Genomic DNA, 24,571 nt, shown 5'->3' with positions numbered 1-24,571 from the left:
CAAATCACCTGTGCGGCATGTCACCGGTCGGCGAGATCCAGAACGTCCGGGATGTGACGGCCACTACGTCGCCCAACCTCCGCGCCCACCGGGGTCGATGAAAGTACAGGGCCTCATGTGACGCAGATCTCTGGCCACTTACCACCGAGTAACCCTACGGTTCCCCTCGCGCCACCCTCGTCCCCGAACATGCACCAGACAACGGCATACGGACGTGAGAGGACCCCCCACCATGACAAGACGACGCCCCTGGGCGCTGAGCACCGTGGTCACCGCAGTCTCCACCACCGCCCTCGTGGCACTGGCCGCCCCCGCGAACGCGGCGACCAGCGCCGGGGACGTCGACTACGCGACCTGGCAGAAGGACTGCCAGGCGGTGATGGACCAGGCGCTGCCCTACCTGAAGCAGCGGATCGCCGACGCCGCGCCGGGTGAGAAGCAGGCGATCGTCTTCGACGTCGACAACACGACGCTGGAGACCGACTTCGGCTTCACGTACCCGCAGCCGGCCAACAAGCCCGTCCTGAACGTCGCCGAGTACGCCCAGCGGCACGGCGTCTCGGTCTTCTTCGTCACGGCCCGCCCGGGCATCCTCTACGCGCCCACCGAGTGGAACCTGGAGCACGACGGCTACCAGGTCTCCGGGCTCTACGTCCGCGGTCTGTTCGACCTCTTCAAGGACGTCGCCGCCTACAAGACCGCCCAGCGCGCCAGCATCGAGAACAAGGGCTACACGATCATCGCGAACATCGGCAACAGCGCCACCGACCTGTCGGGCGGCCACGCCGAGAAGACGTACAAGCTGCCGGATTACAACGGGCAGCTCTCCTAGGCCCCCGGGCCCCTCCCCGGGGCCCTCGTTCCCGGGACCCCATGCGAGAGGGGCCGGTGCCTCTCGGCACCGGCCCCTCTCGTCGGCTCGACCCCCGGGGAGGTCAGGCCTCCTTGCTCAGGTTCGGCCCGGCTCCGCCGGCCGCCTGCTCGATCGGCGGGACGTCCGGCAGGGCCGACTTCTCCTCGCCGCGGAAGGTGAAGGTCTGGGACTCGCCCTCGCCCTCGGTGTCGACGACCACGATGTGACCGGGACGCAGCTCGCCGAAGAGGATCTTCTCGGAGAGCGAGTCCTCGATCTCGCGCTGGATGGTGCGGCGCAGCGGCCGCGCACCGAGCACGGGGTCGTAACCCTTCTTGGACAGCAGTTCCTTGGCGGACTGGGAGAGCTCGATGCCCATGTCCCGGTCCTTCAGGCGCTCGTCCACCTTGCTGATCATCAGGTCGACGATCGCGAGGATGTCGTCCTGGGTCAGCTGCGGGAAGACGACGACGTCGTCCACGCGGTTGAGGAACTCGGGGCGGAAGTGCTGCTTGAGCTCGTCCGACACCTTGTTCTTCATGCGCTCGTAGTTGGACTTGGTGTCACCCGCGGCGGCGAAGCCGAGGTTGAAGCCCTTGGAGATGTCCCGGGTGCCGAGGTTGGTCGTCATGATGATGACCGTGTTCTTGAAGTCCACGACCCGGCCCTGGGAGTCGGTCAGACGACCGTCCTCCAGGATCTGCAGCAGCGAGTTGAAGATGTCCGGGTGGGCCTTCTCGACCTCGTCGAACAGGACGACGGAGAACGGCTTGCGGCGGACCTTCTCGGTCAGCTGGCCGCCCTCTTCGTAGCCCACGTAGCCGGGGGGCGAACCGAAGAGACGCGAGACCGTGTGCTTCTCGCTGAACTCCGACATGTCGAGGGAGATCAGCGCGTCCTCGTCGCCGAAGAGGAACTCGGCGAGCGCCTTGGACAGCTCCGTCTTACCGACACCGGACGGACCGGCGAAGATGAACGAACCACCGGGACGCTTGGGGTCCTTCAGACCCGCGCGGGTACGGCGGATCGCCTTCGACAGCGCCTTGACGGCGTCGACCTGGCCGATGACCCGCTTGTGGAGCTCGTCCTCCATGCGCAGCAGCCGCGAGGACTCCTCCTCGGTCAGCTTGAAGACCGGGATGCCGGTGGCGGTCGCGAGGACCTCGGCGATCAGCTCGCCGTCGACCTCGGCGACGACGTCCATGTCGCCGGCCTTCCACTCCTTCTCCCGCTTGGCCTTGGCGGCCAGCAGTTGCTTCTCCTTGTCGCGCAGGGACGCGGCCTTCTCGAAGTCCTGCGAGTCGATCGCGGACTCCTTGTCGCGGCGCACGCCCGCGATCTTCTCGTCGAACTCGCGCAGGTCCGGCGGAGCCGTCATCCGGCGGATGCGCATCCTGGAGCCGGCTTCGTCGATCAGGTCGATCGCCTTGTCCGGCAGGAAGCGGTCCGAGATGTAACGGTCGGCCAGGGTGGCCGCCTGGACCAGCGCCTCGTCGGTGATGGAGACGCGGTGGTGGGCCTCGTACCGGTCGCGCAGGCCCTTGAGGATCTCGATCGTGTGCGGCAGGGACGGCTCGGCGACCTGGATGGGCTGGAAGCGGCGCTCGAGGGCCGCGTCCTTCTCCAGGTGCTTGCGGTACTCGTCCAGCGTCGTCGCACCGATGGTCTGCAGCTCACCGCGGGCCAGCATCGGCTTCAGGATCGAAGCGGCGTCGATGGCGCCCTCGGCGGCACCCGCACCGACCAGCGTGTGCAGCTCGTCGATGAACAGGATGATGTCACCGCGGGTGCGGATCTCCTTGAGCACCTTCTTCAGGCGCTCCTCGAAGTCACCGCGGTAGCGGGAGCCGGCGACCAGCGCGCCGAGGTCCAGGGTGTAGAGGTGCTTGTCCTTGAGGGTCTCGGGCACCTCGCCCTTGACGATGGCCTGGGCGAGGCCCTCGACGACGGCGGTCTTGCCGACACCGGGCTCACCGATCAGGACCGGGTTGTTCTTGGTACGGCGGGACAGCACCTGCATGACCCGCTCGATCTCCTTCTCGCGCCCGATGACCGGGTCGAGCTTGGACTCACGAGCGGCCTGGGTGAGGTTCCGGCCGAACTGGTCGAGGACCAGGGACGTCGAGGGAGTGCCCTCGGCAGGCCCGCCGGCGGCGGCGGTCTCCTTGCCCTGGTAACCGGAGAGCAGCTGGATGACCTGCTGCCGCACCCGGTTGAGATCTGCGCCCAGCTTCACGAGGACCTGGGCGGCGACGCCCTCGCCCTCACGGATCAGGCCGAGCAGGATGTGCTCCGTGCCGATGTAGTTGTGGCCCAGCTGGAGAGCCTCCCGGAGCGACAGCTCCAGGACCTTCTTGGCACGGGGGGTGAAGGGGATGTGCCCGGACGGGGCCTGCTGGCCCTGGCCGATGATCTCCTCCACCTGCTGGCGGACCGCCTCGAGCGAAATCCCGAGGCTCTCAAGGGCCTTGGCGGCGACACCCTCACCCTCGTGGATCAGGCCCAGGAGGATGTGCTCGGTGCCGATGTAGTTGTGGTTGAGCATCCGGGCTTCTTCCTGAGCCAGGACGACAACCCGCCGCGCGCGGTCGGTGAACCTCTCGAACATCGTTAATCGCTCCTCAGAGCGGTCAGGCAGTGGGGGGAACTTCCCCTCCCTGTCCTTCCGCAGCTTAGTCCCGCAAGCGGGGACCGCTCATTCCAACTGCCGACACCGGACCGAGAACCAACGCTGCCTCCTGACCCCGAACGCCGACATCTGCTCCAACCCGATGGTGCGAGACGATGTTCCCGCAGGCCAGACAGTTACCCACACCATCACTACGCCGATGGCGAACGTGAGACGTCCTCGCCTGCGTGTCGCCCCCTCCCACTAGGGATGTCTTACCCGCCGGGACTGACAGTCCATGCAGCGCGGCCCCGTTCCCTCCGCTACGGGCGAACAACCTTGCACCACCCCGCACCCCCGCACGCCCCCGCATCCGCCACCCTGTGCATCCGTGAGGCCACCCAGCGTAACCCGGGAGCCGTTCGGGCGGTTGCACTTGTCATGGTCGGCAGCCTCCGCATGATCCCGCTCCCCCGCGGTCCGCTCGATCCGGGCGATCACGTCCGCCGGTGGTACGAGAGAGAACTGGGCTGGGCGACGCTGCCCGCTCCCGCGCAGGACCCCGGAGCCGGCCCACGGCTGCGGGTGGGCGACCGCTTCGACGTCCTGGAGGTGCCGGCCGAGGCGGGCCGGGCGGGGCTGCGCCATCTCGCGCCGGCCTCCCCGGTGGCCGTGCGGGGCGACCGGATGCGGCTGCTGGTGGCCGCGGGCAGCGCGCAGGAGCTGCCGGGGCTGCTGGACTGGCTGGAGTGGGGCGCGCTCGCCCTCGATCTGACGGCGACCGGCGAGGGCGGCGTCATGGAGGCACCGCTTCCCCCGGGCGGGCCGGGCGGCCCCGGGGGGCGGGGCGTCCTGCAGGGGGCCGCCGTGTGGCTGCGGCCCCCCGAGCCTGGGTGCGCGGTCGAGGCCTCGCTGCCGACGCTGTCGGCCGTGGGGGGCGTTGGGGGCGCCCCCGATCTCGTACGACTCGTGGACACGGTGGCAACGCAGTGCCACCGCCTGCGGCTGCGGCGCGCGTGCGCCCGGCCGTCGGTCCTGCCCTAGGAGGGCGATCAGGCGTTGGCCTTCTCGTATGCCTCGCGGATGGACGCCGGAACGCGGCCGCGGTCGTTGACCTCGTAGCCGTTCTCCTTCGCCCACGCGCGGATCTGCGCGGTGTCCTGGCTGCCGCCCGAGGCCGCGCGCGCCTTTCCGCGCCCGCCCGAAGAGCGACCTCCGGTACGCCGACCACCCTTCACGTAAGGCTCGAGAAGGTCACGGAGCTTGTCCGCATTGGCGGTCGTGAGATCGATCTCGTACGTCTTGCCGTCCAACGCGAACGTAACGGTCTCGTCCGCCTCGCCGCCGTCGAGGTCGTCGACAAGAAGGACCTGAACCTTCTGTGCCACCGGATTTCCTTTCATCCATAACTTGAGGGCCTGGGGTCTGCGGCGTCCGCCGTTTCGCCGTCCCCTGTTATATGCAGTACTGCAGTACGTCGGAAAGCAAACCGCTTTTGCCGGAAAAACACAAACCCCCCGTAGAGACGGAGGGAGAGACGCAGGGAGAGACGGGCGGAGAGAGAGGGAGAGAGACCGGCCGGGAGACAGCCCGGGAGACCGGCGGCGGACCGCTACGGGGCAAGAGCGAGACAGAAGACGCACCCCGTCCGGAAACGTGCGCGTTTCGGACATAGGGAACCTGGGCAGGGGCTGCGGAATACATCGCGGCGACCGGCGATCACAGATGCAGAAGCATCCGGCTGTTGCCCAAGGTGTTCGGTTTCACCCGTTCGAGACCGAGGAACTCCGCTACGCCCTCGTCATAGGAACGCAGTAGCTCCGCGTAGACATCGGTGTCGACGGGTGTCTCACCGATCTCGACGAAGCCGTGCTTGGCGAAGAAGTCCACTTCGAAGGTCAGGCAGAAAACGCGGCGAACGCCGAGCCAGCGCGCGGTCTGCAGCAACTTCTCCAGCAGTTGGTGGCCGACGCCCGCACCCTTCAGGCCGGGCTTCACCGCGAGAGTGCGGACTTCCGCGAGGTCTTCCCACATCACGTGCAGCGCGCCGCAGCCGACGACGTCGGCGTTGTCGTCCCGTTCGGCGATCCAGAACTCCTGGATGTCCTCGTAAAGCGTCACCGTCGCTTTGTCGAGCAGGATGCGGCCGCGGACGTAGGTGTCGAGGAGACGGCGCACGGCCGGGACATCGCCGGTACGGGCCCGCCGGACAGTGATGGCTTTAGCACTGACTTCGGGACCTTCGGGGCCTACACGGCTCTCTGCGGACATGTGCGGACGCTATCGCCCGTCGGTCTCCCGCGCCGACCCGGGGTTCTCGCGGCCCGTATCCCCACCGGTTTCCGGGGCCGGGTGAGATGTTTCCGGACCCTGGACGATGCGTACGGCGTCTCTGAGGGCCCGGCGCTGTTCCTCGCTCATCATCCCGAAGAAGGCGACGAGAGCGGCTGCCGGGTTGTCGCTCTGCGACCAGGCGTCGTTCATCAGAGCGGCCGCGTAGGCGGCCCTGGTGGAGACCGCCTCATATCGATAGGCCCGGCCTTCCGCCTCTCGGCGGACCCAGCCCTTCTGATGGAGATTGTCCAAAACGGTCATCACCGTGGTGTATGCGATGGACCGTTCCTGCTGAAGATCTTCCAGGACTTCCCGGACCGTCACGGGGCGGTTCCACTTCCACACCCGTGTCATCACCGCGTCTTCGAGTTCTCCCAATGGGCGAGGCACAGCTCAGCACAATAGTGGGAGAAGTCGGCATTGGCGTGCCGGACGGGCACATTCGCCAGCAAACGGGACAAAAGGGGCACTGCCGGGGAGGCGGTCAGGCGTCGGCCTTCGGGGAGGCCTGCGGTGCGCCGTCCCCGTGCGCGATGGCGGCGTCGACGGCCGCGTCCTCCTTGGCCTTGTTGGCCCCGCCCTGGGTCTTCACCATCACCCTGATCACTCCGATGAAGAGCACGGCCATGACGACCGGGGGCACGAGCGCGGAGACGTAGTCCATGCCTCCAGGGTAGCCACAGCGCCTGCGGCAGGGCGGGGCGGGGCCGGGGGGTTCAGGACGGTTCGGGCGCTATCAGCCCGCGGCGAGGCGCCTGCCCTGCCGGGAGCCGGGCGGCGGTGCAGGCTTCCGGCGCGGGAAGACCTCGCCCGGAGTGGGGATGGGACGGGCCGGCTTCGGCTCGGCCGGCGCGGGGGCCGGCTTGGGGGCGGCCGGCTTCTGGGCGGGCTTCTTCTCGGGCTTCCTCGCCGGTCCCCGCTCCGCGGCCGCGGCCGGCTGCGCCCCGGGGCCCTCCAGGCCGCCGGGGAGGGCGGTGAGGCGGCTGCGGGCGGCGGGGACGGTCGGGACGGCCCGGCGGCCCGCACCGGGCGCGAGACGGTCGCGTACGTCCTGCTCCGCGAGCATCCGGCAGCGTCCCAGCAGGACCGAGGCGGCCGGATTGCCGCGCAGGGCGCGCAGGGCGGCGAGATCGTCGGGCTGCGGGCGGTACCCGGCCGCCAGCGCCTCTTCCAGGAGCGTCAGATAGCCGGAGACGGTCCCCGGCAGAGCGGCGCGGTAGCGCGCGAGATCGGCCACCAGGAAGGCGCGCAGCCGGGCTCCCTCGCGCATCGCCTCGTCCAGGGACTCGGCGAGGCGGAGGCAGTCCTTGACGTCCCCGGCGGGCGTGGGGCCGGGCTGGAGGGCGAGGGCGAGGGCGCGGCGGAGCACACGCAGCTCCTCCGCGCCGAACACCATGCCGCCGCGGGATCCGTATGGCGTGGGCATACCGCGACAGTACGCGCTAATCAGACAAATTCGACAGAAGGGGCGGGTGTGGCGCGACGGCGCCACCCGGTTGCTCCCCCGCCGCCCTCACATGCGCGAGACGTTGCGCTCGTAGACCATCCGCAGGCCGATCAGCGTCAGCCACGGCTCGTGCTCGTCGATCACGGACGACTCCCCCAGCACCATCGGTGCCAGCCCGCCGGTCGCGATCACCGTGACGTCGTCCGGGTCCTCCGCCAGCTCACGCGCCATCCGGCCGACGACGCCGTCGACCTGACCGGCGAAGCCGTAGATGATGCCGGACTGCATCGCCTCGACCGTGTTCTTGCCGATCACGCTCCGCGGACGGGCCACCTCGATCTTGCGCAGCTGCGCGCCCCGGACGCCGAGCGCCTCGACGGAGATCTCGATACCGGGGGCGATGACCCCGCCGACGTACTCCCCGCGCGCGGAGACCGCGTCGAAGGTGGTCGCCGTGCCGAAGTCGACGACGATCGCCGGACCGCCGTAGAGCTCGACGGCCGCGACGGCGTTGATGATCCGGTCGGCGCCGACCTCCTTGGGGTTGTCGGTGAGGACCGGCACCCCCGTCTTCACGCCCGGCTCCACCAGCACCGCGGGGACGTCGCCGTAGTACCGGCGGGTCACCTCGCGCAGCTCGTGCAGCACGGACGGCACGGTGGCGCAGATCGCGATCCCGTCGATGCCGTCGCCCAGCTCGTCGCCGAGCAGGGGGTGCATGCCCATCAGCCCCTGCAGCAGCACCGCCAGCTCGTCCGCCGTGCGGCGGGCGTCGGTGGAGATGCGCCAGTGCTCGACGATGTCGTCCCCGTCGAACAGGCCGAGGACGGTGTGCGTGTTGCCTACGTCGATCGTCAGCAGCATGGCCGGTACCTACTCCGCCGCTCGCAGGTCGAGGCCGATGTCGAGGATCGGCGAGGAGTGGGTCAGGGCGCCCACGGCGAGGTAGTCGACACCGGTGCCGGCGTACGCGCGCGCGTTGTCGAGGGTGAGCCGGCCCGACGCCTCGAGGGCGGCCCGCCCGTGCACGAGGGCCACGGCCTCCTCGCACTCACCGGGCGTGAAGTTGTCCAGCAGGATCAGGTCGGCGCCGGCGTCGACGACCTCGCGCAGCTGGTGCAGGGTGTCGACCTCGACCTCGATCGGCACGTCCGGGAAGGCCTCCCGCACGGCCTTGAACGCCTGGGCGACGCCGCCCGCGGCGACGACGTGGTTGTCCTTGACCAGCGCCGCGTCCGACAGCGACATGCGGTGGTTGACCCCGCCGCCGCAGCGCACGGCGAACTTCTCCAGCGACCGCAGGCCCGGGGTCGTCTTGCGGGTGTCGCGGACCTTGGTCGTCGTGCCGTCGAGGGCGTCCGCCCACGCGCGCGTGGCGGTCGCGATGCCGGACAGACGGCACAGCAGGTTGAGCGCGCTGCGTTCGGCGGTGAGCAGGTCGCGGGTGCGCGTGGTGACCGACAGCAGCTTCTGCCCGGCCGCCACCCGGTCGCCGTCCTCCACGTGCCGCTCGACCTCGAACTCGTCCGTGCAGACCACGGAGAGCACGGCTTCGGCGACCCGGAGGCCCGCCACGACGCCCGCCTCGCGCGCGGTGAAGTCCGCGGTGGCGACGGCCTCCTCGGGGATGGTCGCGACGGTGGTCACGTCCACGCCCTGGTCGAGGTCCTCCTGGATGGCGACGTTGGCGATGTCCTCGACCTCCACGGGGTCGAGTCCGGCATCGGCCAGAAGCTGCGCGAGCGCGGGATCGAGCCCGCACTCCAGAAGTCCGGCGTCGTCGTCGGCGCCGCAGGCACAGCCGTCGCCGCAGCCGCCGTTCGGGGCGAGGGGGAGGTCGGGGGTGGTCACTTTCGTCACTGCTCCTGGGGACGGTGCGCGGGCCGGGGCCGCCGGGTCGGGGGGAAGTCTGGGCCATCGGTGGTGCCCAGAGCGAGCGTGCGGTCGGGATTCAGCCGTACGACGATGTGGCGGCGCCATGCCGTGTCGTCGCGGCCGGCGTGGTCCTCGCGCCAGTGGCAGCCGCGGGTCTCCTCGCGCAGCCGGGCGGCGGCGACCAGCACGCGGGCCACGCACAGGAGGTTGGTGGCCTCCCAGGTGTCGACGCCGGGCTCGGCGGTCTTGCCGTTCTCGGCGAGGGCGTCGCGGGCGTCGGCGTCCAGCCGCTGGAGCTGGTCGGCGGCCCTGGCGAGGGACTCGGCGGAGCGCAGCACGCCCGCGCCCTCGCTCATGATCCGCTGGATCGTGAAGCGTGCCTCCGGGGCGAGCAGCGGGTGCCCGGGCACCTCCGGGTGCTCCAGCGGCTCGGGCACGCGCGCGTGCAGGCCGTTCGCCGCCCGCGCCGCGGCGATGTCGGCGGCGATGCGCTCGGCGTAGACCAGGCCCTCGAGGAGGGAGTTGGAGGCGAGCCGGTTCGCGCCGTGCACGCCGGTGCAGGCGACCTCACCGCACGCGTACAGGCCCGGGACGGTCGTACGGCCGTGGGCGTCGGTGCGGACGCCGCCGGAGGCGTAGTGGGCGGCCGGGGCGACCGGGACGGGTTCGGTGACCGGGTCGATGCCGTGGGCGCGGCAGGCGGCCAGGATCGTCGGGAAGCGGTGCTCCCACATGTCGGCGCCGAAGTGCCGGGCGTCGAGGTACATGTGCTCGGCGTCCTGCTCCTGCATGCGGCGCGTGATGGCCTTGGCGACGATGTCCCGCGGCGCCAGTTCGGCCAGTTCGTGCTGACCGGCCATGAAGCGCACGCCGTCGGCGTCGACCAGGTGGGCGCCCTCGCCACGCACGGCCTCGGAGACCAGCGGCTGCTGTCCCTCGGCGTCCGGGCCGAGGAAGAGCACGGTCGGGTGGAACTGCACGAACTCCAGGTCGGAGACCTCCGCGCCCGCGCGCAGGGCCAGCGCCACCCCGTCGCCGGTGGACACCGACGGGTTGGTCGTCGCGGAGAACACCTGGCCCATGCCGCCGGTGGCGAGGACGACGGCGGGCGCGTGCACGGCGCCCACGCCGTCGTGCTGGCCCTCGCCCATGACGTGCAGGCTGACGCCCGCCGTACGGCCCTCGGTGTCCGTCAGCAGGTCCAGCACCAGCGCGTTCTCGAACGTGCGCACGCCGCGCGCGCGGACCGCCTCGACCAGCGCGCGGGAGATCTCCGCGCCGGTCGCGTCGCCGCCGGCGTGGGCGATGCGGCGGCGGTGGTGCCCGCCCTCACGGGTGAGCGCCAGGTCGCCCCCCTCGGACTCGTCGAAGTGCGCGCCGGTCGCGATGAGCCGCCGTACCGCGTCCGGGCCCTCGGTGACGAGGATCCGGACGGCCTCCTCGTCGCACAGGCCCGCGCCCGCCACCAGGGTGTCGTCCAGGTGCTGCTCGGGGGTGTCGCCCTCGCCGAGGGCCGCGGCGACGCCGCCCTGGGCCCAGCGGGTGGAGCCGTCGTCGAGGCGGGCCTTGGTGACGACGACGGTGCGCAGCCCGGCGGCCTCGCAGCGCAGGGCTGCGGTGAGGCCGGCGACCCCGGAGCCGACGACCACCACGTCCGCCGAGACGGACCACCCGGGGGCGGGCGCGGCCAGACGCGGCAGGCGGGCGCGCGGCGCCGCCGTTCGAGGGTGGTGGGCGACGGGAGGGCGTATGCCTGTGCTGCTCACGAGGCGGCTCCGAATGTTCCGAAAGTGAGAGGGATGTTGTCGATCAGCCGGGTCGTGCCGACCCGGGCGGCGACGGCGAGGACGGCCTCACCGGTGAAGCCGTCCTCGATCTCGGTGAAGTCGGCCGGATCCACCAGGGCGAGGTAGTCCAGCCTCAGCGGCGGCGACAGGCGCGCGGCGTCCTCGAGGACCAGGCGGGCGGCGGCGCGGACGGCGGAGGGGGCGCCGTAGGAGGTGCCGCGCGAGGCGTCTTCCCCCTGGGCGGTGGCGGGAGCGGGGCGGGACTTGGCGACGGCGTGCGCGTCGGCGGCCGCGCGGGACTCGCCGATCGCGCTGAGCGCCTCGGCACGCGCGTGCGTGGCGGGAACCTCACGTGCCCGCGCGCGCAGCGCCTCCTGGGCGGCGTGCCGGTCGCCGCCCGCGAACAGCGCGCGGGAGAGCGAGAGGGCCGTACGCCGCTCGGCGGGCGAGAGGTAGCGGTTGCGGCTGGAGAGCGCGAGACCGTCCTCCTCGCGCACCGTGGGCACGCCGACGATCTCGATGCCGAAGTTCAGGTCCCGCACCATGCGGCGGATCAGGGCGAGCTGCTGGGCGTCCTTCTGGCCGTAGAGGGCGACGTCGGGGCGGGTGAGGTGCAGCAGTTTGGCGACGACGGTGAGCATGCCGTCGAAGTGGCCGGGGCGCGCGGCACCCTCCAGGCGCTCGCCCATGGGGCCCGCACTGATCCGGACCTGGGGTTCGCCGCCCGGGTAGACCTCGTCCACGCCGGGGGCGAACACGACGTCCGCGCCGGACAGTCCGGCGAGTTCTACGTCCTCCTTCAGGGTGCGCGGGTAGCGGTCGAGGTCCTCGCCCTCGCCGAACTGCAAGGGGTTGACGAAGACCGTGACGACGACCTCGCCGTCCGCCCCGGCGATCCCGCGCGCGGTGCGGATCAGGGTGGCGTGGCCCTCGTGCAGGGCGCCCATGGTCATCACGACGGCGCGGCGGCCGGCGCGCGGGCGTGCGTGCAGTTCGTCGGCGGTGCGCAGCAGCGTGGTGGTCACTGGTCCACCATCCTTTCTGCGGGCGCCAGTTGGAGGCTCGTGGTCATCGGGCATCTCCCTCGGCGCCGTCGGTCCCGTCGGCGAGTACCCCGAGGAGGTCCTCGGCGAGTTCCGGCTTCAGCAGCCCGTGCGCGAGCGCGCGGTCGGCGGTGGCCCGCGCCATCGCCAGGTAGCCGGCGACGGTCTGCGGCGCGTGCCGGCGCAGTTCCGTGACGTGCGCGGCGACCGTGCCGGCGTCCCCGCGCGCGACGGGGCCGGTCAGGGCCGCGTCGCCGGAGCGCAGGGCGTTGTCGAGGGCGGCGCCGAGCAGCGGGCCGAGCATCCGGTCCGGAGCGGTGACACCGGCCTCGCGCAGCAGCTCCATGGACTGGGTGACCAGGGTGACCAGGTGGTTCGCGCCCAGGGCGAGCGCCGCGTGGTACAGCGGGCGCTTCTCCTCGGCGACCCATTCCGGTTCGCCGCCCATCTCGATGACGAGGGCCTCGGCGGCCAGCCTCAGCTCCTCGGGCGCGGTGACGCCGAAGGAGCAGCCGGCCAGGCGCTGGACGTCCACGGGCGTGCCGGTGAAGGTCATCGCCGGGTGCAGGGCCAGGGGCAGCGCGCCCGCGCGCAGGGCGGGCTCCAGGACCTTCGCGCCGTACCGCCCGGAGGTGTGCACGAGCAGTTGTCCCGGCCGGACGGCCCCGGTCTCGGCGAGGCCCTCGACCAGGCCGGGCAGGGTGTCGTCCGGGACGGTCAGCAGGACCAGTTCGGAGCGCTGGAGCACCTCGGCGGGCGGCACGAGCGGCACACCGGGGAGCATCTGCGCGGCGCGCTTCCTGGAGGCGTCGGAGACGCCGGAGACGGCCACCGGGCGGTGCCCGGCGAGCTGGAGGGAGGCGGCCAGCGCGGGACCCACGCGACCGGCGCCGACGACGCCGACGGTGAGCCGCGCCGGACGGCTGCTGGGATCTGGCTGTTGGCTTGTACTCACGCGACGGCGGCCTTCCCGTTCCAGTCCGCTCCGGGTACCGGACGATTTCTCGTCATGTTAACGCTATCGGTCCGCAGAGCGTCCGGCTGTCCACAGGCTGTGAGTAGTCACACGGTGACCCGTACGGAAGCCCTGTGGAAAACCGGGTGCCCGCAAGGAGCGGGGCGGGAATGATCCGCTCCATGAGCGATACGGCGGAACAGGGCGGGCACACGGACGGGCCGTCCGGCGAGGAGCGGCTCACACAGCGCCGCGAACGGCGCATCAGCGCGTACCGGAGCGCGCGGCATGTGCTCGCACGCCCCGGTTTCCTGGGCACGCTCCGCGAGCGGCTCGCGCTCCTCGACGACGCGCCGGACCTGTACGACCTGGACGAGCCCTCGGACATCTACGGCAACGGCGTCGTCGAGGCCCTGGAGGAGAAGGTCGCCGGGCTGCTCGGCACCGAGGCGGCGGCGTTCTTCCCCACGGGCACGATGGCGCAGCAGGTGGCGCTGCGCTGCTGGGCGGGCCGCACCGGCGATCCCACGGTCGCCGTGCACGCGCTGGCCCACCCCGAGGTGCACGAGCGCAACGCCTTCAGCCAGGTCAGCGGCCTGCGCCCGGTGCGGGTGACGGGGGAGCCCCGGCTCCCGACCGCCGGCGAGGTGCGTGACTTCCCGGAGCCCTTCGGGGCGCTGATGCTCGAACTGCCGCTGCGGGACGCCGGGTTCGTACTGCCCTCCTGGGAGGAGCTCACCGAGGTCGTGGAAGCCGCGCGCGAGCGGGACGCGGTGGTGCACTTCGACGGCGCGCGCCTGTGGGAGTCCACGGTCCACTTCGGCCGTTCCCTGGACCGGATCGCCGGCCTGGCGGACAGCGTCTACGTGTCGTTCTACAAGTCCCTCGACGGCTACGGCGGCGCCGCGCTCGCCGGCCCGAGGACGCTCGTCGACGAGGCGAGGACCTGGCGGCACCGGTACGGCGGCCAGATCTTCCAGCAGTTCCCGACCGCCCTGTCGGCCCTGGCGGGACTGGAGCGGGAGCTGCCCCGGCTGCCCGCGTACGTGGCGCACGCGCGCGTGGTCGCCGCCGCGCTGCGCGAGGGGTTCGCGGCGGCCGGGGTGCCCTGGGTGCGCGTCCACCCCGGCGTGCCGCACACCAACGAGTTCCAGGTCTGGCTGCCGTACGGCGCCGACGTCCTCTCCGATGCCGCGATCCGGCAGGGCGAGGAGACGGGCACGCTGCTGTTCGCCAACGCCTGGGACGAGAAGGGCCCGGGTCTCTCCCTCACCGAGGTGTACGTACGGGCCGCGGGCCTGGAGTGGACCGCCGAGGACGTGAAGGCGGCGGTCGCGGAGTTCGTGTCCCGCCTCACCGAGGAGGCCGGCGGGACGGGAGCGGTGGACGACGGCCGGTAGGCGGGACACGGCCGCGGACACGGCCACCGGCCCAAGGGGCACGCGCCGGTATCCGTGGGCCGGAGCCCACACGCCCACGATCCCCGCGCCCACGACCCGCCCGCCGGAGCCCGCGCGCCGGAGTCCGCGCGCCACGATCCCCACGCCCACCACCCGCGCGCCGGAGTCCGCGCGCCACGATCCCCACGCCCACGACCCGCGCGCCGGAGCCCGCGCGCCGGAGCCCGCGCGCCGGAGTCCGCGCGCCACGACCCGCACACCGGAGCCCACACGCCACGATCCCCACGCCCACGATCCGCACACCGGACCCCGCACACCGGAGAGCCCGCGCGCCGCGATCCCCGCGCCGGACCCCGCACACCGGAGAGCCCGCGCGCCGCGATCCCCGCGCCGGGCCGGGAAGCCGTCGGCCCGGCGCAGGGGGGTGTCGGCTCAGTCGAACCGGATGTGCCGGATCCCCACCCGCGCCTGCCGCAGCCGGGTCCGCAGCGCGCCCTCGTTGTTCGGCCGCAGCGTCAGCCCGGCGAGCACGGCGATGCGGTCCGCGGTCTTCGGCACGGTCGAGTGGTCGGTCCACAGATGCTCGGCGAACTCCGGCTCGCTCAGCCGCTCCAGACAGTGGTCGAGCTGCCGCACGGCCCAGGTCTCCCTGCCCAGCCCGGCGTTCCGGCCGGCGAGGTACGGAAGGAGGTGCCCGAAGCCGCGCTCGCGCAGCCGTCTCAGGACCGTCTCCCGCTGCGCGAGCAGGCTGAAGTGGCGTACGTCATGGCCGAGTTCGCGCAGCCGGCCCACGGTCTCCGCGAAGTGGCCGGAGTCCGTGACCGTCATGGGCGCGATCACGACTCCGTCGTGCTCGGTCAGGGCCAGGTCCAGCACCTCGACCACGCCCTGCCGCCAGGAGGCCAGGTCCTGGAAGTTCCCGCGCAGTTCCGGCGGGAGCATCCGGCGCAGGCCGAATCCGGCGTGTTCGGGGTCGCAGATGACGCTGCCCCGCAGCCGCCGCTGGATCTCGTGTGCGGTCTGTGTCTTGCCGCCCCCGAAGGGGCCGTTGATCCACAGGAGCATGCGCAGACCCTAGTGGCCGGCGCCCGCGCGCGGCGCGCGCCCCCCGCGGCTCAGCCGTGCCCGCCCGCGCGCACCAGCCCGGTCTCGTACGCCAGGACCACCACCTGCACCCGGTCGCGCAGCCCCAGCTTGGTCAGGATGCGCCCGACATGGGTCTTCACGGTCGCCTCGGACAGCACCAGCCGGGCCGCGATCTCGCCGTTGGACAGTCCCTGCGCGACCAGGACCATCACCTCGCGCTCGCGGTCGGTGAGCCGCTGGAGCTCCTTGTGCTGGGGTTCCTTGGCCCCGCTGGGCAGCATCGGCGCGAACCGGTCGAGCAGTCGGCGCGTGGTCGAGGGGGCCACCACCGCGTCGCCGCTGTGCACCGCGCGGATGGCGGCCAGCAGCTCGCCGGGCGGCACGTCCTTGAGCATGAAACCGGAGGCACCGGCCTTCAGCCCGGAGAAGGCGTACTCGTCGAGGTCGAAGGTGGTCAGGATCAGCACCTTCGGCGGTTCGGGCTCCGAGCAGATGCGGCGGGTGGTCTCCACCCCGTCGAGCTTCGGCATACGGACGTCCATCAGCACGACGTCGACCGCCGTGGCGCGCAGTACCTGGAGGGCCTCGACACCGTCCCCCGCCTCCGCGACGACCTCCATGTCCGGCTGCGCGGCGAGCACCATCCGGAACCCGGTGCGCAGCAGCACCTGGTCGTCGACGAGCATCACGCGGATCGTCATCGGGGCCTCTTCCGTTCTCGTCTTGCGGCGGTGTCGGCTGCGTGGTCGGCGCAGCGGGTCGTTACAGGTGTCGACAAGGACGTACGTGGGCGTCAGTGCGCGGGTTTCAACGGCAGCAGCACACTGATCCGGAATCCGCCGCCGGGCCGCGGGCCGGCGTCGAGGGTGCCACCGACCATACCGACCCGCTCCCGCATGCCGATCAGGCCGTGGCCCTGGCCGTCGAACCCGCCCTCCTCGTACAGCTCGTGCGGGGCGCCCTTGCCGTCGTCCTCGACGAGCAGGCCGAGGCCGTCGTCGAAGTAGACCAGGCGCACGCTCGCGCCCGCGTCGGGGCCGCCGTGCTTGCGGGTGTTGGTCAGGGCCTCCTGCACGATGCGGTACGCGGTGAGCTCGACGCCGCTGGGCAGCGGGCGCGGGGTGCCCTCGACCTTGAAGTCGACGGGCAGGCCGGAGGTGCGGCACTGCTCGATCAGCTCGTCTATCTGCTCGACGTCCGGCTGCGGAACGTACTCCCCGGCCTCCTTGTGCTCGCCGGTGCGCAGCACGCCGAGCAGGCGGCGCATCTCGGCGAGGGCCTGGCGGCCGGTGGAGGAGATGGTCTCCAGGGCCTTCTTCGCCTGCTCGGGGGCGGCGTCGAGGACGTAGGCGGCGCCGTCGGCCTGCACCACCATCACCGAGACGTTGTGCGCGACGACGTCGTGCAGCTCGCGCGCGATGCGGGCGCGCTCGGCGGCGACCGCCACCTTGGCCTGCGCCTCGCGCTCCTTCTCCAGCCGGGCCGCGCGCTCCTCGAGCTGCGCGAAGTAGGCCCGCCGGGTGCGGATGGAGTCGCCGAGCACCCAGGCCAGCGCGAACGGCACCGTCTGGAAGACCACTATCGCGAGATTGCCCAGCGCGCCGGAGTTCTCGTTCGGCCAGCGCAGCTGCGCGACCAGTGCCGCGCTCAGGCCCGTGCCCAGCGCCGCCCGGGAGGCCCAGCGGGCGCCCGTCGCGGCGACCGTGTAGACGATCACCAGCATCGCGAAGTCGGCGACCGTGGTCTCGACGTTCAGCGCCACCTGCGCCAGGCCGAGCCCGATCGTCAGCAGCAGCATCTTCTCCGGCATCCGGCGGCGCAGCGCGATCACCAGGCACAGCAGGAGCGTGACCGGAACGATCAGCGCCAGTGAGTCGGTGCCCCGGGACTCCCGGTGGGCGGTCGCGCCCACGACCGAGATCCCGAACAGGAAGACGGCCCAGAAGGCGTCCACCCCCGTCGGGTGCCTGCGGAGGAAGTCATAGAGGCGCTGCACGTAACCCAGCGTAGGGAAGCGAGATGCGTGCAGGGGTCAACCGGAGGGTCGATCCGCATCCGCCGCGCGTACTCCCCAAGGTGGAGGCCCCCCTCTCCCGCGCGCTTAGCCTTGTCCGGTGACGGAAGAGACATCCGGCCGGTGGCGGGGCTGGCGGGAGGCGGCGCAGGCGGCCCTGTACGGACCCGGCGGCTTCTACCGCGGGCCCGAGGGCCCGGCCGGGCACTTCCGTACGTCCGTGCACGCCTCGCCCCTGTTCGCCGGGGCCGTGGCGCGGCTGCTGTGCCGGGTCGACGCGGCCCTGGACCGGCCCGAGCCGCTCGCCTTCGTCGACATGGGCGCGGGGCGGGGCGAGCTGGCCGGCGGCGTGCTGGCCGCGCTGCCCGCCGACGTGCTGGCCCGCACGCGCGCGTACGCCGTCGAGATCGCCGGCCGTCCGGACGGCCTGGACGAACGGGTCGAGTGGCTCGCCGAACCGCCGCGGGGCGTCACCGGGCTCCTGTTCGCCAACGAGTGGCTGGACAACGTTCCTGTGGACGTCGCCGAGGTGGACCCGGCGGGCGTGGCGCGGAGCGTCCTCGTACGGCCGGACGGGACCGAGCGGCTCGGGGAACCGGTCGCCGGCGCGCGGGCCGGGTGGCTCGCCCGGTGGTGGCCGCTGCCGGCCGAGGAGGGGCTGCGGGCCGAGATCGGACTGCCCCGGGACGAGGCGTGGGCGGACGCGGTCTCCTCCCTCGGCCGGGGGCTCGCGGTCGCGGTGGACTACGCGCACACCGTGGACACGCGCCCCCCGTTCGGGACGCTCACCGGCTTCCGCTCCGGGCGGGAGACGGCGCCCGTGCCGGACGGGTCGTGCGACATCACGGCACATGTCGCCCTCGACGCGTGCGCGGCGCACGCGGCAGCGCACGGTCTGTCCGGCGCCCGTCTGCTGCACCAGCGCGACGCCCTGCGCATCCTGGGCCTCACCGGCGCACGCCCCCCGCTCACGCTCGCGTCCAGCCGGCCCGACGCATACGTACGCGCCCTCGCGAGCGCCGGTGAGGCGGCCGAACTCACCGCTCCCGGCGGCCTCGGCGACTTCGGCTGGCTGGTGCAACCGGTCGGGATTCCGGACCCGCTCGCCGGGTGACGCCGCGGGCGCGAGCGGCGCTCCGTGTCGGGCGCCAGGTGGGCAACTCGCCGGGCGCCAGTTGTCGGGCGCCAGCTGTCGGGCGCTACTTGTCGATGTCCCCGACCACGAAGAACATCGACCCCAGGATCGCCACCATGTCCGCGACCAGGGTCCCCGGCAGCAGTTCCACGAGCGCCTGGATGTTGTTGTACGAGGCCGAGCGCAGCTTCAGCCGGTGCGGGGTCTTCTCGCCCTTGCTGACGAGGTAGTAGCCGTTGATGCCGAGCGGGTTCTCGGTCCAGGCGTAGGTGTGGCCCTCGGGTGCCTTCAGCACCTTCGGGAGCCGCTGGTTGATCGGCCCGGGCGGCAGGTCGGCGAGCCGGTCCAGGCAGGCGTCGGCGAGGTCCAGGGCGACGTGGGTCTGCTCCAGGAGCACCTCGAAGCGGGCGAGGCAGTCGCCCTCCTGCCGCGTGACCACCTTCAGGGTGTCCCGCAGCTCGGCGTAGGCGAGGTACGGCTCGTCGCGGCGCAGGTCGAAGTCGACGCCCGAGCCGCGCGCGATCGGGCCGCTCACGCCGTACGCGTGCACGGCGTCGGGCGTCAGCGCGCCCACGCCCCGCGTGCGCCCCCGGAAGATCTCGTTGCCGAGCACCAGGTCGTCGAACCGGTCCATGCGCGAGCGCACCCCGGCGACGGCGGCACGCGCGCGTGCGCTCCAGCCCGCCGGCAGGTCCTCCTTGAGGCCGCCGACGCGGTTGAACATGTAGTGCATCCGGCCGCCGGAGACCTCCTCCATGACGTTCTGGAGCACCTCGCGCTCCCGGAAGGCGTAGAAGACCGGCGTGATGCCGCCGAGCTCCAGCGGGTAGGAGCCGAGGAACATCAGGTGGTTGAGCACCCGGTTGAGCTCCGCCAGCAGCGTGCGGGTCCACACCGCGCGCGGGGGGACCTCCATGCCGAGCATGCGCTCCACGGCGAGGACCACACCGAGCTCGTTGGAGAAGGCCGAGAGCCAGTCGTGGCGGTTGGCGAGCATGATGATCTGGCGGTAGTCGCGCGCCTCGAAGAGCTTCTCGGCGCCACGGTGCATGTAGCCGATCACCGGCTCCGCGTGCACGATGCGCTCGCCGTCCAGCACCAGGCGCAGCCGCAGCACACCGTGCGTCGACGGGTGCTGGGGCCCGATGTTGAGCACCATGTCGGTGCTCTCCGCGGCGCCGCCGATACCGACCATGGTCTCCGTCGTAGGAGTCATGGAACACAGTCTCTCCTACGTACGCTGGCGGTATGGAGACGGGCAGCCCGCCGAGCGCGGGCACCACCGGGGACGAGACGGCGGAGCCGGCCTGGATCGGGCTGCCCGGCGGGCTGCTGCGGATGCGCCGGCTGCTGCTGGTGGTGTGGCTGGGGCTGTCGGCCCTCGCCCTGGGCCTGCTGCTGGGGATGCTCGCCGGGCCCGGCTGGGCCGCCTTCGCGCTGCTGCCGCTGGCCCTGACGGCCTGGGGCTGGGTGCTGCTGGGGCGCAACTGGCGGTCCTGGCGCTACGCCGAGCGCGCCGACGACCTGCTCATCAGCAGGGGCGTGCTGTGGCGCGAGGAGACCGTCGTGCCGTACGGGCGGATGCAGCTGGTGGAGGTGACCTCGGGCCCCGTCGAGCGGCACTTCGGGCTGGCCAGCGTGCAGCTGCACACGGCGGCCGCCGCGACCGACGCCACCATCCCCGGCCTCGACCCGGCCGAGGCGGAACGGCTGCGCGACCGGCTCACCGAACTCGGCGAGGCCCGATCGGCGGGCCTGTGACCGCGCCGGGCGCCGGGGACGCCGTACGGGAGAAGGAGCCCGTCGCCGAGCGGCGGCTGCATCCCGTGACGCCGCTGCGGCGGGCGTGGGCGCCGGTGGCCGTCGTCATGGGGTGGGCGGTGCACGACCCCGACCAGGCGCAGCGCCAGCTGACGAGACTGACGGCCACGACCCTCCTGGCCGCGCTCGCCGTCCTCGTCCCGGTGGCGGCTCTGTACGGCTTCATGACCTGGTGGTTCACGCACTTCGCGGTGACGGAGAGCGAACTGCGGATACGGACCGGCCTGGTGTTCCGGCGCACCGCGCACATCCGGCTGGAACGCCTCCAGGCCGTCGACGTCACCCGGCCGCTCCTCGCGCGCGTGGCGGGCGTCGCCAAGCTGAGACTCGACGTCATAGGGACCGACAAGAAGGACGAACTCGCCTACCTGGGCGAACGTGAGGCGCGTGCGCTGCGCGCCGAACTCCTCGCACGCGCCGCGGGTTTCGCGCCCGAGACGGCGCACGAGGTCGGCGAGGCTCCGGTGCGCGAGCTGCTGCGCACGCCCGCGCCCGACCTCGCGATCTCCGTCGTGCTGACGGGCGCCACCTGGGGCTCCCTGCTCGCGGCCCTCGTCGTCCCCTCGCTGCTGTGGCCGGCCACCCACAGCCTGTGGACGGTCCTCGCCACGGGCGTGCCGCTGCTCGGCGCGGCGGGCGCGAGCAGTGTCGGACGGTTCGTCGGCGAGTACGACTGGACGGTGGGCGAGTCCCCGGACGGCCTGCGCATCGACCACGGACTGCTCGACCGTACGCACGAGACGGTGCCGCCCGGCCGGGTGCAGACCGTGCGGATCGTGGAGCCGCTGCTGTGGCGGCGGCGCGGCTGGGTGCGGGTGGAGCTGGACGTGGCCGGTTCGTCCAACTCCGTACTGGTGCCGGTCGCTCCGCGGGCGGTCGCCGAGTCGGTCGTGGCGCGCGTGCTGCCCGGGGTGTCCGTGCCGGCGGCCGTGTCGCTGTCGCGGCCGCCCGGGCGGGCCGGGCGGTGTGTGCCGGTGTGGTGGCGGGGCCAGGGGCTCGTCGTCACCGACACGGTGTTCGCCGCCCGGCGCGGGCTGCTGCGCAGGAGCCTGGCGCTCGTGCCGCACGCGAAGGTGCAGAGCGTACGGCTCACCCAGGGGCCGTGGAAGCGGCTGTGGCGGCTCGCCGACGTCCACGTGGACACGGGGGCCGACAAGACCGTGACGGCCCGGCTGCGGGACGCCCGGGAGGCGGCGGAACTGCTGCGGGCACAGGCGGAGCGCTCACGGACGGGGCGCAGGGACGCCCGCCCGGACCGCTGGATGGCGCCGCGGCCCGGTGCCGCCCCGGCACGGGAGAGTCGGCGGCCCTAGCTAGGACGCCCCGGGACCACCGGCTCGGGCACCGGGCGGCTCACGGCCGCCCGGTCAGGACACCGCGCTGCGCAGCCCCTGCATGTCGATCTGCTCGGTCTCGTCGTGGGCCGTCAGATCGATCACCTGGCCGTCGCCGCGCGCCTCCTCGTCGGCCGGCTTGAACTCCGCCTCGGCCTCGGCCTTGTGCAGGGCGAGCGCCTCCTCGCCGACCACGTCCGCGAGGTCCTCGTTCTGCACGGCCTCCATGGCCGTCGGCGACGGTTCCGTCTTCGTGCCGAAGAAGTCGAACCCGCCCTCGACCGCCGGGCGCCGCGCGGGCGTGCCGGGCACCACGGCCACCGCGGTCGGCGCGACGAAGTGACCGGCGGGCCGCTGTGCGGGCGGCGTGGGCCGGGCCGGAGTGGTGGCGGCCGCGCGCTCGTGCCCGTCGACCGCCACGGGCTGCCCCTGCGCCTCGTCCTCCCGCGCTGTGTCCGCCTGCGCAGCGGCCTCGGTACCGCCGTCGAGGGCGGCCTCCGTCGCGATCGGAGCCGGCTCGGTGGCGCTCGCGGCGGCCTCGCCCGTCGCGGCGGCGGCCTTCGCCTTCGCCACCCGCTCGCGCCTTCGGGACCTGTCGCCCCCGGGACCGTCGTCCTTCGGCGAACCGTCGTCCTCCGGTGAGTTCTCGTCCGCCGGTGAGTTCTCGTCCGCCGACGCGGGGCCGCCCTCCGCCTCCGCGGACTCCCCGCTCGGGGAGTCGCCGTCCGTGAGGTCGTCGGCCGGGGAGTCGTCGGCCGCGGGGCCGTCCCCCGGCGAGGCCTCCTCCGCGGTGACGGCCTGCGCGGAGGCGTCCGCGGCCGGGTCCTCCGCGGCTGCCTCCTGGTCGTGGTCGAACCGCTTCAGCGCCGCCTTCGCCCGCAGGAAGAGGTGCGAGCCCTGCGGGGAGAAGACCGCGGGGCCCTCCCCCGTCTCGTCGTCCTCCGCCGTGTCCTTCGCGTCCGCCGTGTCCCCCGCGTCCTCCGGGGCAGCCACAGCCCCGGTCCGCGCCGCCTCGGACTCGGCGGCTCTGGGCGCCGCGGCCCCGGACTCCGCCGTCTCCGCGTCCGCTTCCGCGTGCGTGGGGCCCGCCTCTATCTCCAGCAGGCGGCGGCCCTCCAGGGCGCTCGCGCGCTCGGTCTCCGCGGTGGCGTACCGCCGCAGCAGCGCCGCGTGTTCGTTGCGCAGGCCCGCCAGCTCGGCGCGCTTGGCCCGCAGCCGCTGCTCCAGCTTGACGCGCAGCTCGCGGGATTCCTCGAGGTCGGTCTCCAGCTCGGCGACCCGTTCCTCGTGCCGCCACTCGTCGCTCGCACGCGCGCGCGTGAGGTCGGCGACCTGTTTGCCCGCCTGGGTGTCCCAGCGGCGCATGACGGCCGCACCGACGACCGCCGTCGCCGCGGCAGCCGCGGCGATGACACGGAGCACGGCCTGCTGCGTGAAGACCCAGGGACCGAAGGCGCAGACGAGGGAGACGCCTGCGATCGCCGACGGGGGAAGCAGCCTGTGCAGGGGCGGGGAATGGCGATGACGTCCACGTGGCATGGCCAGAAACTTACCGCGCGTAGGCGGCCCTTGGCGCCCCGCCCCGCAAAAACACAGCCATACCGAAACGTTCACATGGCATCAGCAATTGGCCGTGGTCGAATTCGGCAAGATCAACTTCTTCCGAATCCCCGGTCACCTGTCACTCAGCCGCCCGCTGATCCACTGCAGCGTCGCGGGAATCTCCCGCCGCCAGGTGTTGAAGTTGTGCCCGCCGCTTTCGAGGATGATCGAGGAGATCCGCGTCAGCTTCGCGGCCTCGACACGCTGTATGAACTTCAGCGTCGCCTTGTAGTCGGATTCCCCGATCCTGCTGCTGGTGACGAGCAGCGAAGTGTCGGGGGCGGGCAGGTGGTTGAGGCACCACCACAGATCGGCCCGGTCGCGCAGCCCCTTGTTCCCGTGGAAGAGATCGCCGGTGGTGGGGTCGACCGGCGCCTTGTAGTACGGCGACAGGCCGGCCCCGGCGGCGTACACCCCGGGGTGGTGCATGGCGAGCTTCAGCGCGCAGTAACCGCCCGTGGAGTCGCCGATGATGCCCCAGCCGCCCGGTTTCCCGGCCACCCTGTAGTGCGCGAGCAGGGCATCGGGCAGGTCCTTGGCGAAGAATGTCTCCGTCTGCGGACCGCCCGGGATGTCGACGCACTCGGTATCCCTCGGCGGCGCGACCGTCGGACGCAGCATGACCAGGACCATCGGCTGCATACGTCCCTCCCTGGCGAGCTCCCCGGCGGTGCGCGGATAGTGCAGTTTGGTCACGAGGGCCTGGGCGGTGCCCGGATATCCGGTCAGTACGACGGCGACCGGAAAAGTACGCGCGCGGTAGCGCGCCTGGAAGTACTCCGGCGGCAAATACACATAGGCGGGCGTGGCGATGTGCGTCGTACGCCCGATGATGTCGACCTTCTGGATCTGACCGCCCGTCCGGGGCGTGGAACCGCCGGCGCCGCGCATGCCCGCCGTGGCGAGCACCTCCAGCGGGCCGCCCGGGCCGCCGCGCCCCGTGTGGTCGACGACCACGCCCTGGTCCTTCTCCTGGCCGAACAGGTCCGCCCAGCCGGCGTAGAACCCGAAGGCCTGGTTGGCGGCGAGCCCGACCGAGGCGAAGAGGGCCAGCTGGGTGCCGAGCAGCAGGCCGACCCGGCCGCCGACGGCCCGCCAGTTACGGCGCGCGAGGCGCGGCCACAGCCACACCGTGCCGATGAACAGCAGCACGGCGCACGCGACCGCCAGACACAGCACTTTCTTGCTCGTAAGACCCATGACCTGCTTCCTGCCTGCGCTTTCACCCGGCTTCCCCGCTCCTTCGCAAGGGCTTGTCCGGGGCTTTCCTCGGGCTT

General features: G+C 72.5%; 23 protein-coding genes. 6 read left to right on the top strand and 17 right to left on the bottom strand.

All coding sequences use genetic code 11. From position 1 onward, the window contains the following. Window positions 1–232 precede the first annotated feature (232 nt). Complete coding sequence (locus ACJ9NR_RS22245) at window positions 233–832, top strand: HAD family acid phosphatase (RefSeq protein WP_412493563.1); 600 nt, start codon at window positions 233–235, stop codon at window positions 830–832. Between the two features lie 103 nt (window positions 833–935). Here the strand turns inward: ACJ9NR_RS22245 and ACJ9NR_RS22240 are convergent, their stop codons facing one another. Further along, window positions 936–3,461 (bottom strand): ATP-dependent Clp protease ATP-binding subunit, encoded by a 2,526-nt coding sequence (locus ACJ9NR_RS22240; protein ID WP_412493564.1) that lies wholly within the window; start codon window positions 3,459–3,461, stop codon window positions 936–938. A gap of 459 nt (window positions 3,462–3,920) precedes the next feature. On the opposite strand from ACJ9NR_RS22240, the gene ACJ9NR_RS22235 reads away from it, so the two are divergent. Beyond that, window positions 3,921–4,505: an SCO3374 family protein gene (locus ACJ9NR_RS22235; RefSeq protein ID WP_412493565.1), complete on the top strand. Its 585-nt coding sequence runs from the start codon at window positions 3,921–3,923 to the stop codon at window positions 4,503–4,505. 8 nt (window positions 4,506–4,513) lie between these two features. Here ACJ9NR_RS22235 and ACJ9NR_RS22230 read toward each other — a convergent pair whose 3' ends face one another. From ACJ9NR_RS22230 to ACJ9NR_RS22185, 10 genes are all read right to left on the bottom strand, one after another. Next, entirely contained in the window at window positions 4,514–4,849 is a 336-nt protein-coding gene (locus tag ACJ9NR_RS22230; protein ID WP_412493566.1) for a histone-like nucleoid-structuring protein Lsr2, read from the bottom strand. A 331-nt stretch (window positions 4,850–5,180) separates the two neighbouring features. Next, entirely contained in the window at window positions 5,181–5,732 is a 552-nt protein-coding gene (locus ACJ9NR_RS22225) for an amino-acid N-acetyltransferase (protein ID WP_412493567.1), read from the bottom strand. Window positions 5,733–5,741: 9 nt separating this feature from the next. Further along, a complete protein-coding gene (locus ACJ9NR_RS22220) occupies window positions 5,742–6,185 on the bottom strand; it encodes a BlaI/MecI/CopY family transcriptional regulator (RefSeq protein ID WP_412493568.1) in 444 nt (147 codons plus the stop codon). A gap of 94 nt (window positions 6,186–6,279) precedes the next feature. Continuing rightward, window positions 6,280–6,459, bottom strand: a complete 180-nt coding sequence (locus tag ACJ9NR_RS22215; protein WP_412493569.1) for a hypothetical protein — start codon at window positions 6,457–6,459, stop codon at window positions 6,280–6,282. Between the two features lie 72 nt (window positions 6,460–6,531). Next, entirely contained in the window at window positions 6,532–7,191 is a 660-nt protein-coding gene (locus tag ACJ9NR_RS22210) for a hypothetical protein (RefSeq protein WP_412493811.1), read from the bottom strand. A 117-nt stretch (window positions 7,192–7,308) separates the two neighbouring features. Next, window positions 7,309–8,106, bottom strand: coding sequence for a type III pantothenate kinase (locus ACJ9NR_RS22205; RefSeq protein ID WP_412493570.1), 798 nt, complete (start codon window positions 8,104–8,106; stop codon window positions 7,309–7,311). A gap of 9 nt (window positions 8,107–8,115) precedes the next feature. Beyond that, window positions 8,116–9,093 (bottom strand): carboxylating nicotinate-nucleotide diphosphorylase, encoded by a 978-nt coding sequence (nadC, locus tag ACJ9NR_RS22200; RefSeq protein WP_412493571.1) that lies wholly within the window; start codon window positions 9,091–9,093, stop codon window positions 8,116–8,118. 5 nt (window positions 9,094–9,098) lie between these two features. Then, complete coding sequence (locus ACJ9NR_RS22195) at window positions 9,099–10,868, bottom strand: L-aspartate oxidase (RefSeq protein ID WP_412493812.1); 1,770 nt, start codon at window positions 10,866–10,868, stop codon at window positions 9,099–9,101. A gap of 11 nt (window positions 10,869–10,879) precedes the next feature. Then, a complete protein-coding gene (gene panC / locus ACJ9NR_RS22190; protein WP_412493572.1) occupies window positions 10,880–11,929 on the bottom strand; it encodes a pantoate--beta-alanine ligase in 1,050 nt (349 codons plus the stop codon). Window positions 11,930–11,972: 43 nt separating this feature from the next. Further along, window positions 11,973–12,902: a Rossmann-like and DUF2520 domain-containing protein gene (locus ACJ9NR_RS22185; RefSeq protein WP_412493573.1), complete on the bottom strand. Its 930-nt coding sequence runs from the start codon at window positions 12,900–12,902 to the stop codon at window positions 11,973–11,975. Between the two features lie 182 nt (window positions 12,903–13,084). Here ACJ9NR_RS22185 and ACJ9NR_RS22180 point away from each other — a divergent pair, with 182 nt between their 5' ends. After that, window positions 13,085–14,302: a threonine aldolase family protein gene (locus tag ACJ9NR_RS22180; RefSeq protein ID WP_412493574.1), complete on the top strand. Its 1,218-nt coding sequence runs from the start codon at window positions 13,085–13,087 to the stop codon at window positions 14,300–14,302. Window positions 14,303–14,734: 432 nt separating this feature from the next. Here ACJ9NR_RS22180 and ACJ9NR_RS22175 read toward each other — a convergent pair whose 3' ends face one another. The 3 genes from ACJ9NR_RS22175 to ACJ9NR_RS22165 all read right to left on the bottom strand — a co-directional run bounded on the left by ACJ9NR_RS22175 (window position 14,735) and on the right by ACJ9NR_RS22165 (window position 17,384). Then, a complete protein-coding gene (locus ACJ9NR_RS22175; protein WP_412493575.1) occupies window positions 14,735–15,367 on the bottom strand; it encodes an AAA family ATPase in 633 nt (210 codons plus the stop codon). Window positions 15,368–15,417: 50 nt separating this feature from the next. Beyond that, window positions 15,418–16,089 carry a response regulator transcription factor gene (locus tag ACJ9NR_RS22170; protein WP_412493576.1) on the bottom strand — a complete coding sequence of 224 codons (672 nt, stop codon included), beginning with the start codon at window positions 16,087–16,089 and terminating at the stop codon, window positions 15,418–15,420. 92 nt (window positions 16,090–16,181) lie between these two features. Further along, entirely contained in the window at window positions 16,182–17,384 is a 1,203-nt protein-coding gene (locus tag ACJ9NR_RS22165) for a sensor histidine kinase (RefSeq protein ID WP_412493577.1), read from the bottom strand. A gap of 118 nt (window positions 17,385–17,502) precedes the next feature. Here ACJ9NR_RS22165 and ACJ9NR_RS22160 point away from each other — a divergent pair, with 118 nt between their 5' ends. Further along, entirely contained in the window at window positions 17,503–18,516 is a 1,014-nt protein-coding gene (locus ACJ9NR_RS22160) for an SAM-dependent methyltransferase (RefSeq protein ID WP_412493578.1), read from the top strand. A gap of 85 nt (window positions 18,517–18,601) precedes the next feature. Here ACJ9NR_RS22160 and ACJ9NR_RS22155 read toward each other — a convergent pair whose 3' ends face one another. Then, the gene (locus ACJ9NR_RS22155) at window positions 18,602–19,753 is read right to left on the bottom strand and encodes an NADH-quinone oxidoreductase subunit D (protein ID WP_412493579.1); all 1,152 of its coding nucleotides are present in this window, start codon (window positions 19,751–19,753) and stop codon (window positions 18,602–18,604) included. Between the two features lie 32 nt (window positions 19,754–19,785). On the opposite strand from ACJ9NR_RS22155, the gene ACJ9NR_RS22150 reads away from it, so the two are divergent. Together ACJ9NR_RS22150 and ACJ9NR_RS22145 are read left to right on the top strand one after the other, a co-directional pair. Then, complete coding sequence (locus ACJ9NR_RS22150; RefSeq protein WP_412493580.1) at window positions 19,786–20,298, top strand: PH domain-containing protein; 513 nt, start codon at window positions 19,786–19,788, stop codon at window positions 20,296–20,298. Next, window positions 20,295–21,671, top strand: a complete 1,377-nt coding sequence (locus ACJ9NR_RS22145) for a PH domain-containing protein (RefSeq protein ID WP_412493581.1) — start codon at window positions 20,295–20,297, stop codon at window positions 21,669–21,671. The genes ACJ9NR_RS22150 and ACJ9NR_RS22145 overlap by 4 nt, the downstream gene beginning before the upstream one ends. A 54-nt stretch (window positions 21,672–21,725) precedes the next feature. Here ACJ9NR_RS22145 and ACJ9NR_RS22140 read toward each other — a convergent pair whose 3' ends face one another. Both ACJ9NR_RS22140 and ACJ9NR_RS22135 read right to left on the bottom strand, forming a co-directional pair. Beyond that, complete coding sequence (locus ACJ9NR_RS22140) at window positions 21,726–23,231, bottom strand: hypothetical protein (protein WP_412493582.1); 1,506 nt, start codon at window positions 23,229–23,231, stop codon at window positions 21,726–21,728. A 135-nt stretch (window positions 23,232–23,366) separates the two neighbouring features. Next, window positions 23,367–24,494 carry an alpha/beta hydrolase gene (locus ACJ9NR_RS22135; RefSeq protein WP_412493583.1) on the bottom strand — a complete coding sequence of 376 codons (1,128 nt, stop codon included), beginning with the start codon at window positions 24,492–24,494 and terminating at the stop codon, window positions 23,367–23,369. Window positions 24,495–24,571 lie beyond the last annotated feature (77 nt).

Origin of the sequence: Streptomyces sediminimaris, from assembly GCF_047049295.1 — a bacterium.
Classification (GTDB): Bacteria; Actinomycetota; Actinomycetes; order Streptomycetales; family Streptomycetaceae; genus Streptomyces; species Streptomyces sediminimaris.
This window is presented reverse-complemented; position numbering and strand designations above follow the sequence as displayed.

Coding starts and splice junctions, on each gene's coding strand:
- ACJ9NR_RS22155 (WP_412493579.1), bottom strand. CDS start 19,753: ATGACTCCTACGACGGAGACCATGGTCGGTATCGGCGGCGCCGCGGAG.
- ACJ9NR_RS22135 (WP_412493583.1), bottom strand. CDS start 24,494: ATGGGTCTTACGAGCAAGAAAGTGCTGTGTCTGGCGGTCGCGTGCGCC.
- ACJ9NR_RS22180 (WP_412493574.1), top strand. CDS start 13,085: ATGAGCGATACGGCGGAACAGGGCGGGCACACGGACGGGCCGTCCGGC.
- ACJ9NR_RS22245 (WP_412493563.1), top strand. CDS start 233: ATGACAAGACGACGCCCCTGGGCGCTGAGCACCGTGGTCACCGCAGTC.
- ACJ9NR_RS22210 (WP_412493811.1), bottom strand. CDS start 7,191: ATGGTGTTCGGCGCGGAGGAGCTGCGTGTGCTCCGCCGCGCCCTCGCC.
- ACJ9NR_RS22240 (WP_412493564.1), bottom strand. CDS start 3,461: ATGTTCGAGAGGTTCACCGACCGCGCGCGGCGGGTTGTCGTCCTGGCT.
- ACJ9NR_RS22235 (WP_412493565.1), top strand. CDS start 3,921: ATGATCCCGCTCCCCCGCGGTCCGCTCGATCCGGGCGATCACGTCCGC.
- ACJ9NR_RS22215 (WP_412493569.1), bottom strand. CDS start 6,459: ATGGACTACGTCTCCGCGCTCGTGCCCCCGGTCGTCATGGCCGTGCTC.
- ACJ9NR_RS22140 (WP_412493582.1), bottom strand. CDS start 23,231: ATGCCACGTGGACGTCATCGCCATTCCCCGCCCCTGCACAGGCTGCTT.
- ACJ9NR_RS22150 (WP_412493580.1), top strand. CDS start 19,786: ATGGAGACGGGCAGCCCGCCGAGCGCGGGCACCACCGGGGACGAGACG.
- ACJ9NR_RS22170 (WP_412493576.1), bottom strand. CDS start 16,089: ATGACGATCCGCGTGATGCTCGTCGACGACCAGGTGCTGCTGCGCACC.
- ACJ9NR_RS22205 (WP_412493570.1), bottom strand. CDS start 8,106: ATGCTGCTGACGATCGACGTAGGCAACACGCACACCGTCCTCGGCCTG.
- ACJ9NR_RS22225 (WP_412493567.1), bottom strand. CDS start 5,732: ATGTCCGCAGAGAGCCGTGTAGGCCCCGAAGGTCCCGAAGTCAGTGCT.
- ACJ9NR_RS22175 (WP_412493575.1), bottom strand. CDS start 15,367: ATGCTCCTGTGGATCAACGGCCCCTTCGGGGGCGGCAAGACACAGACC.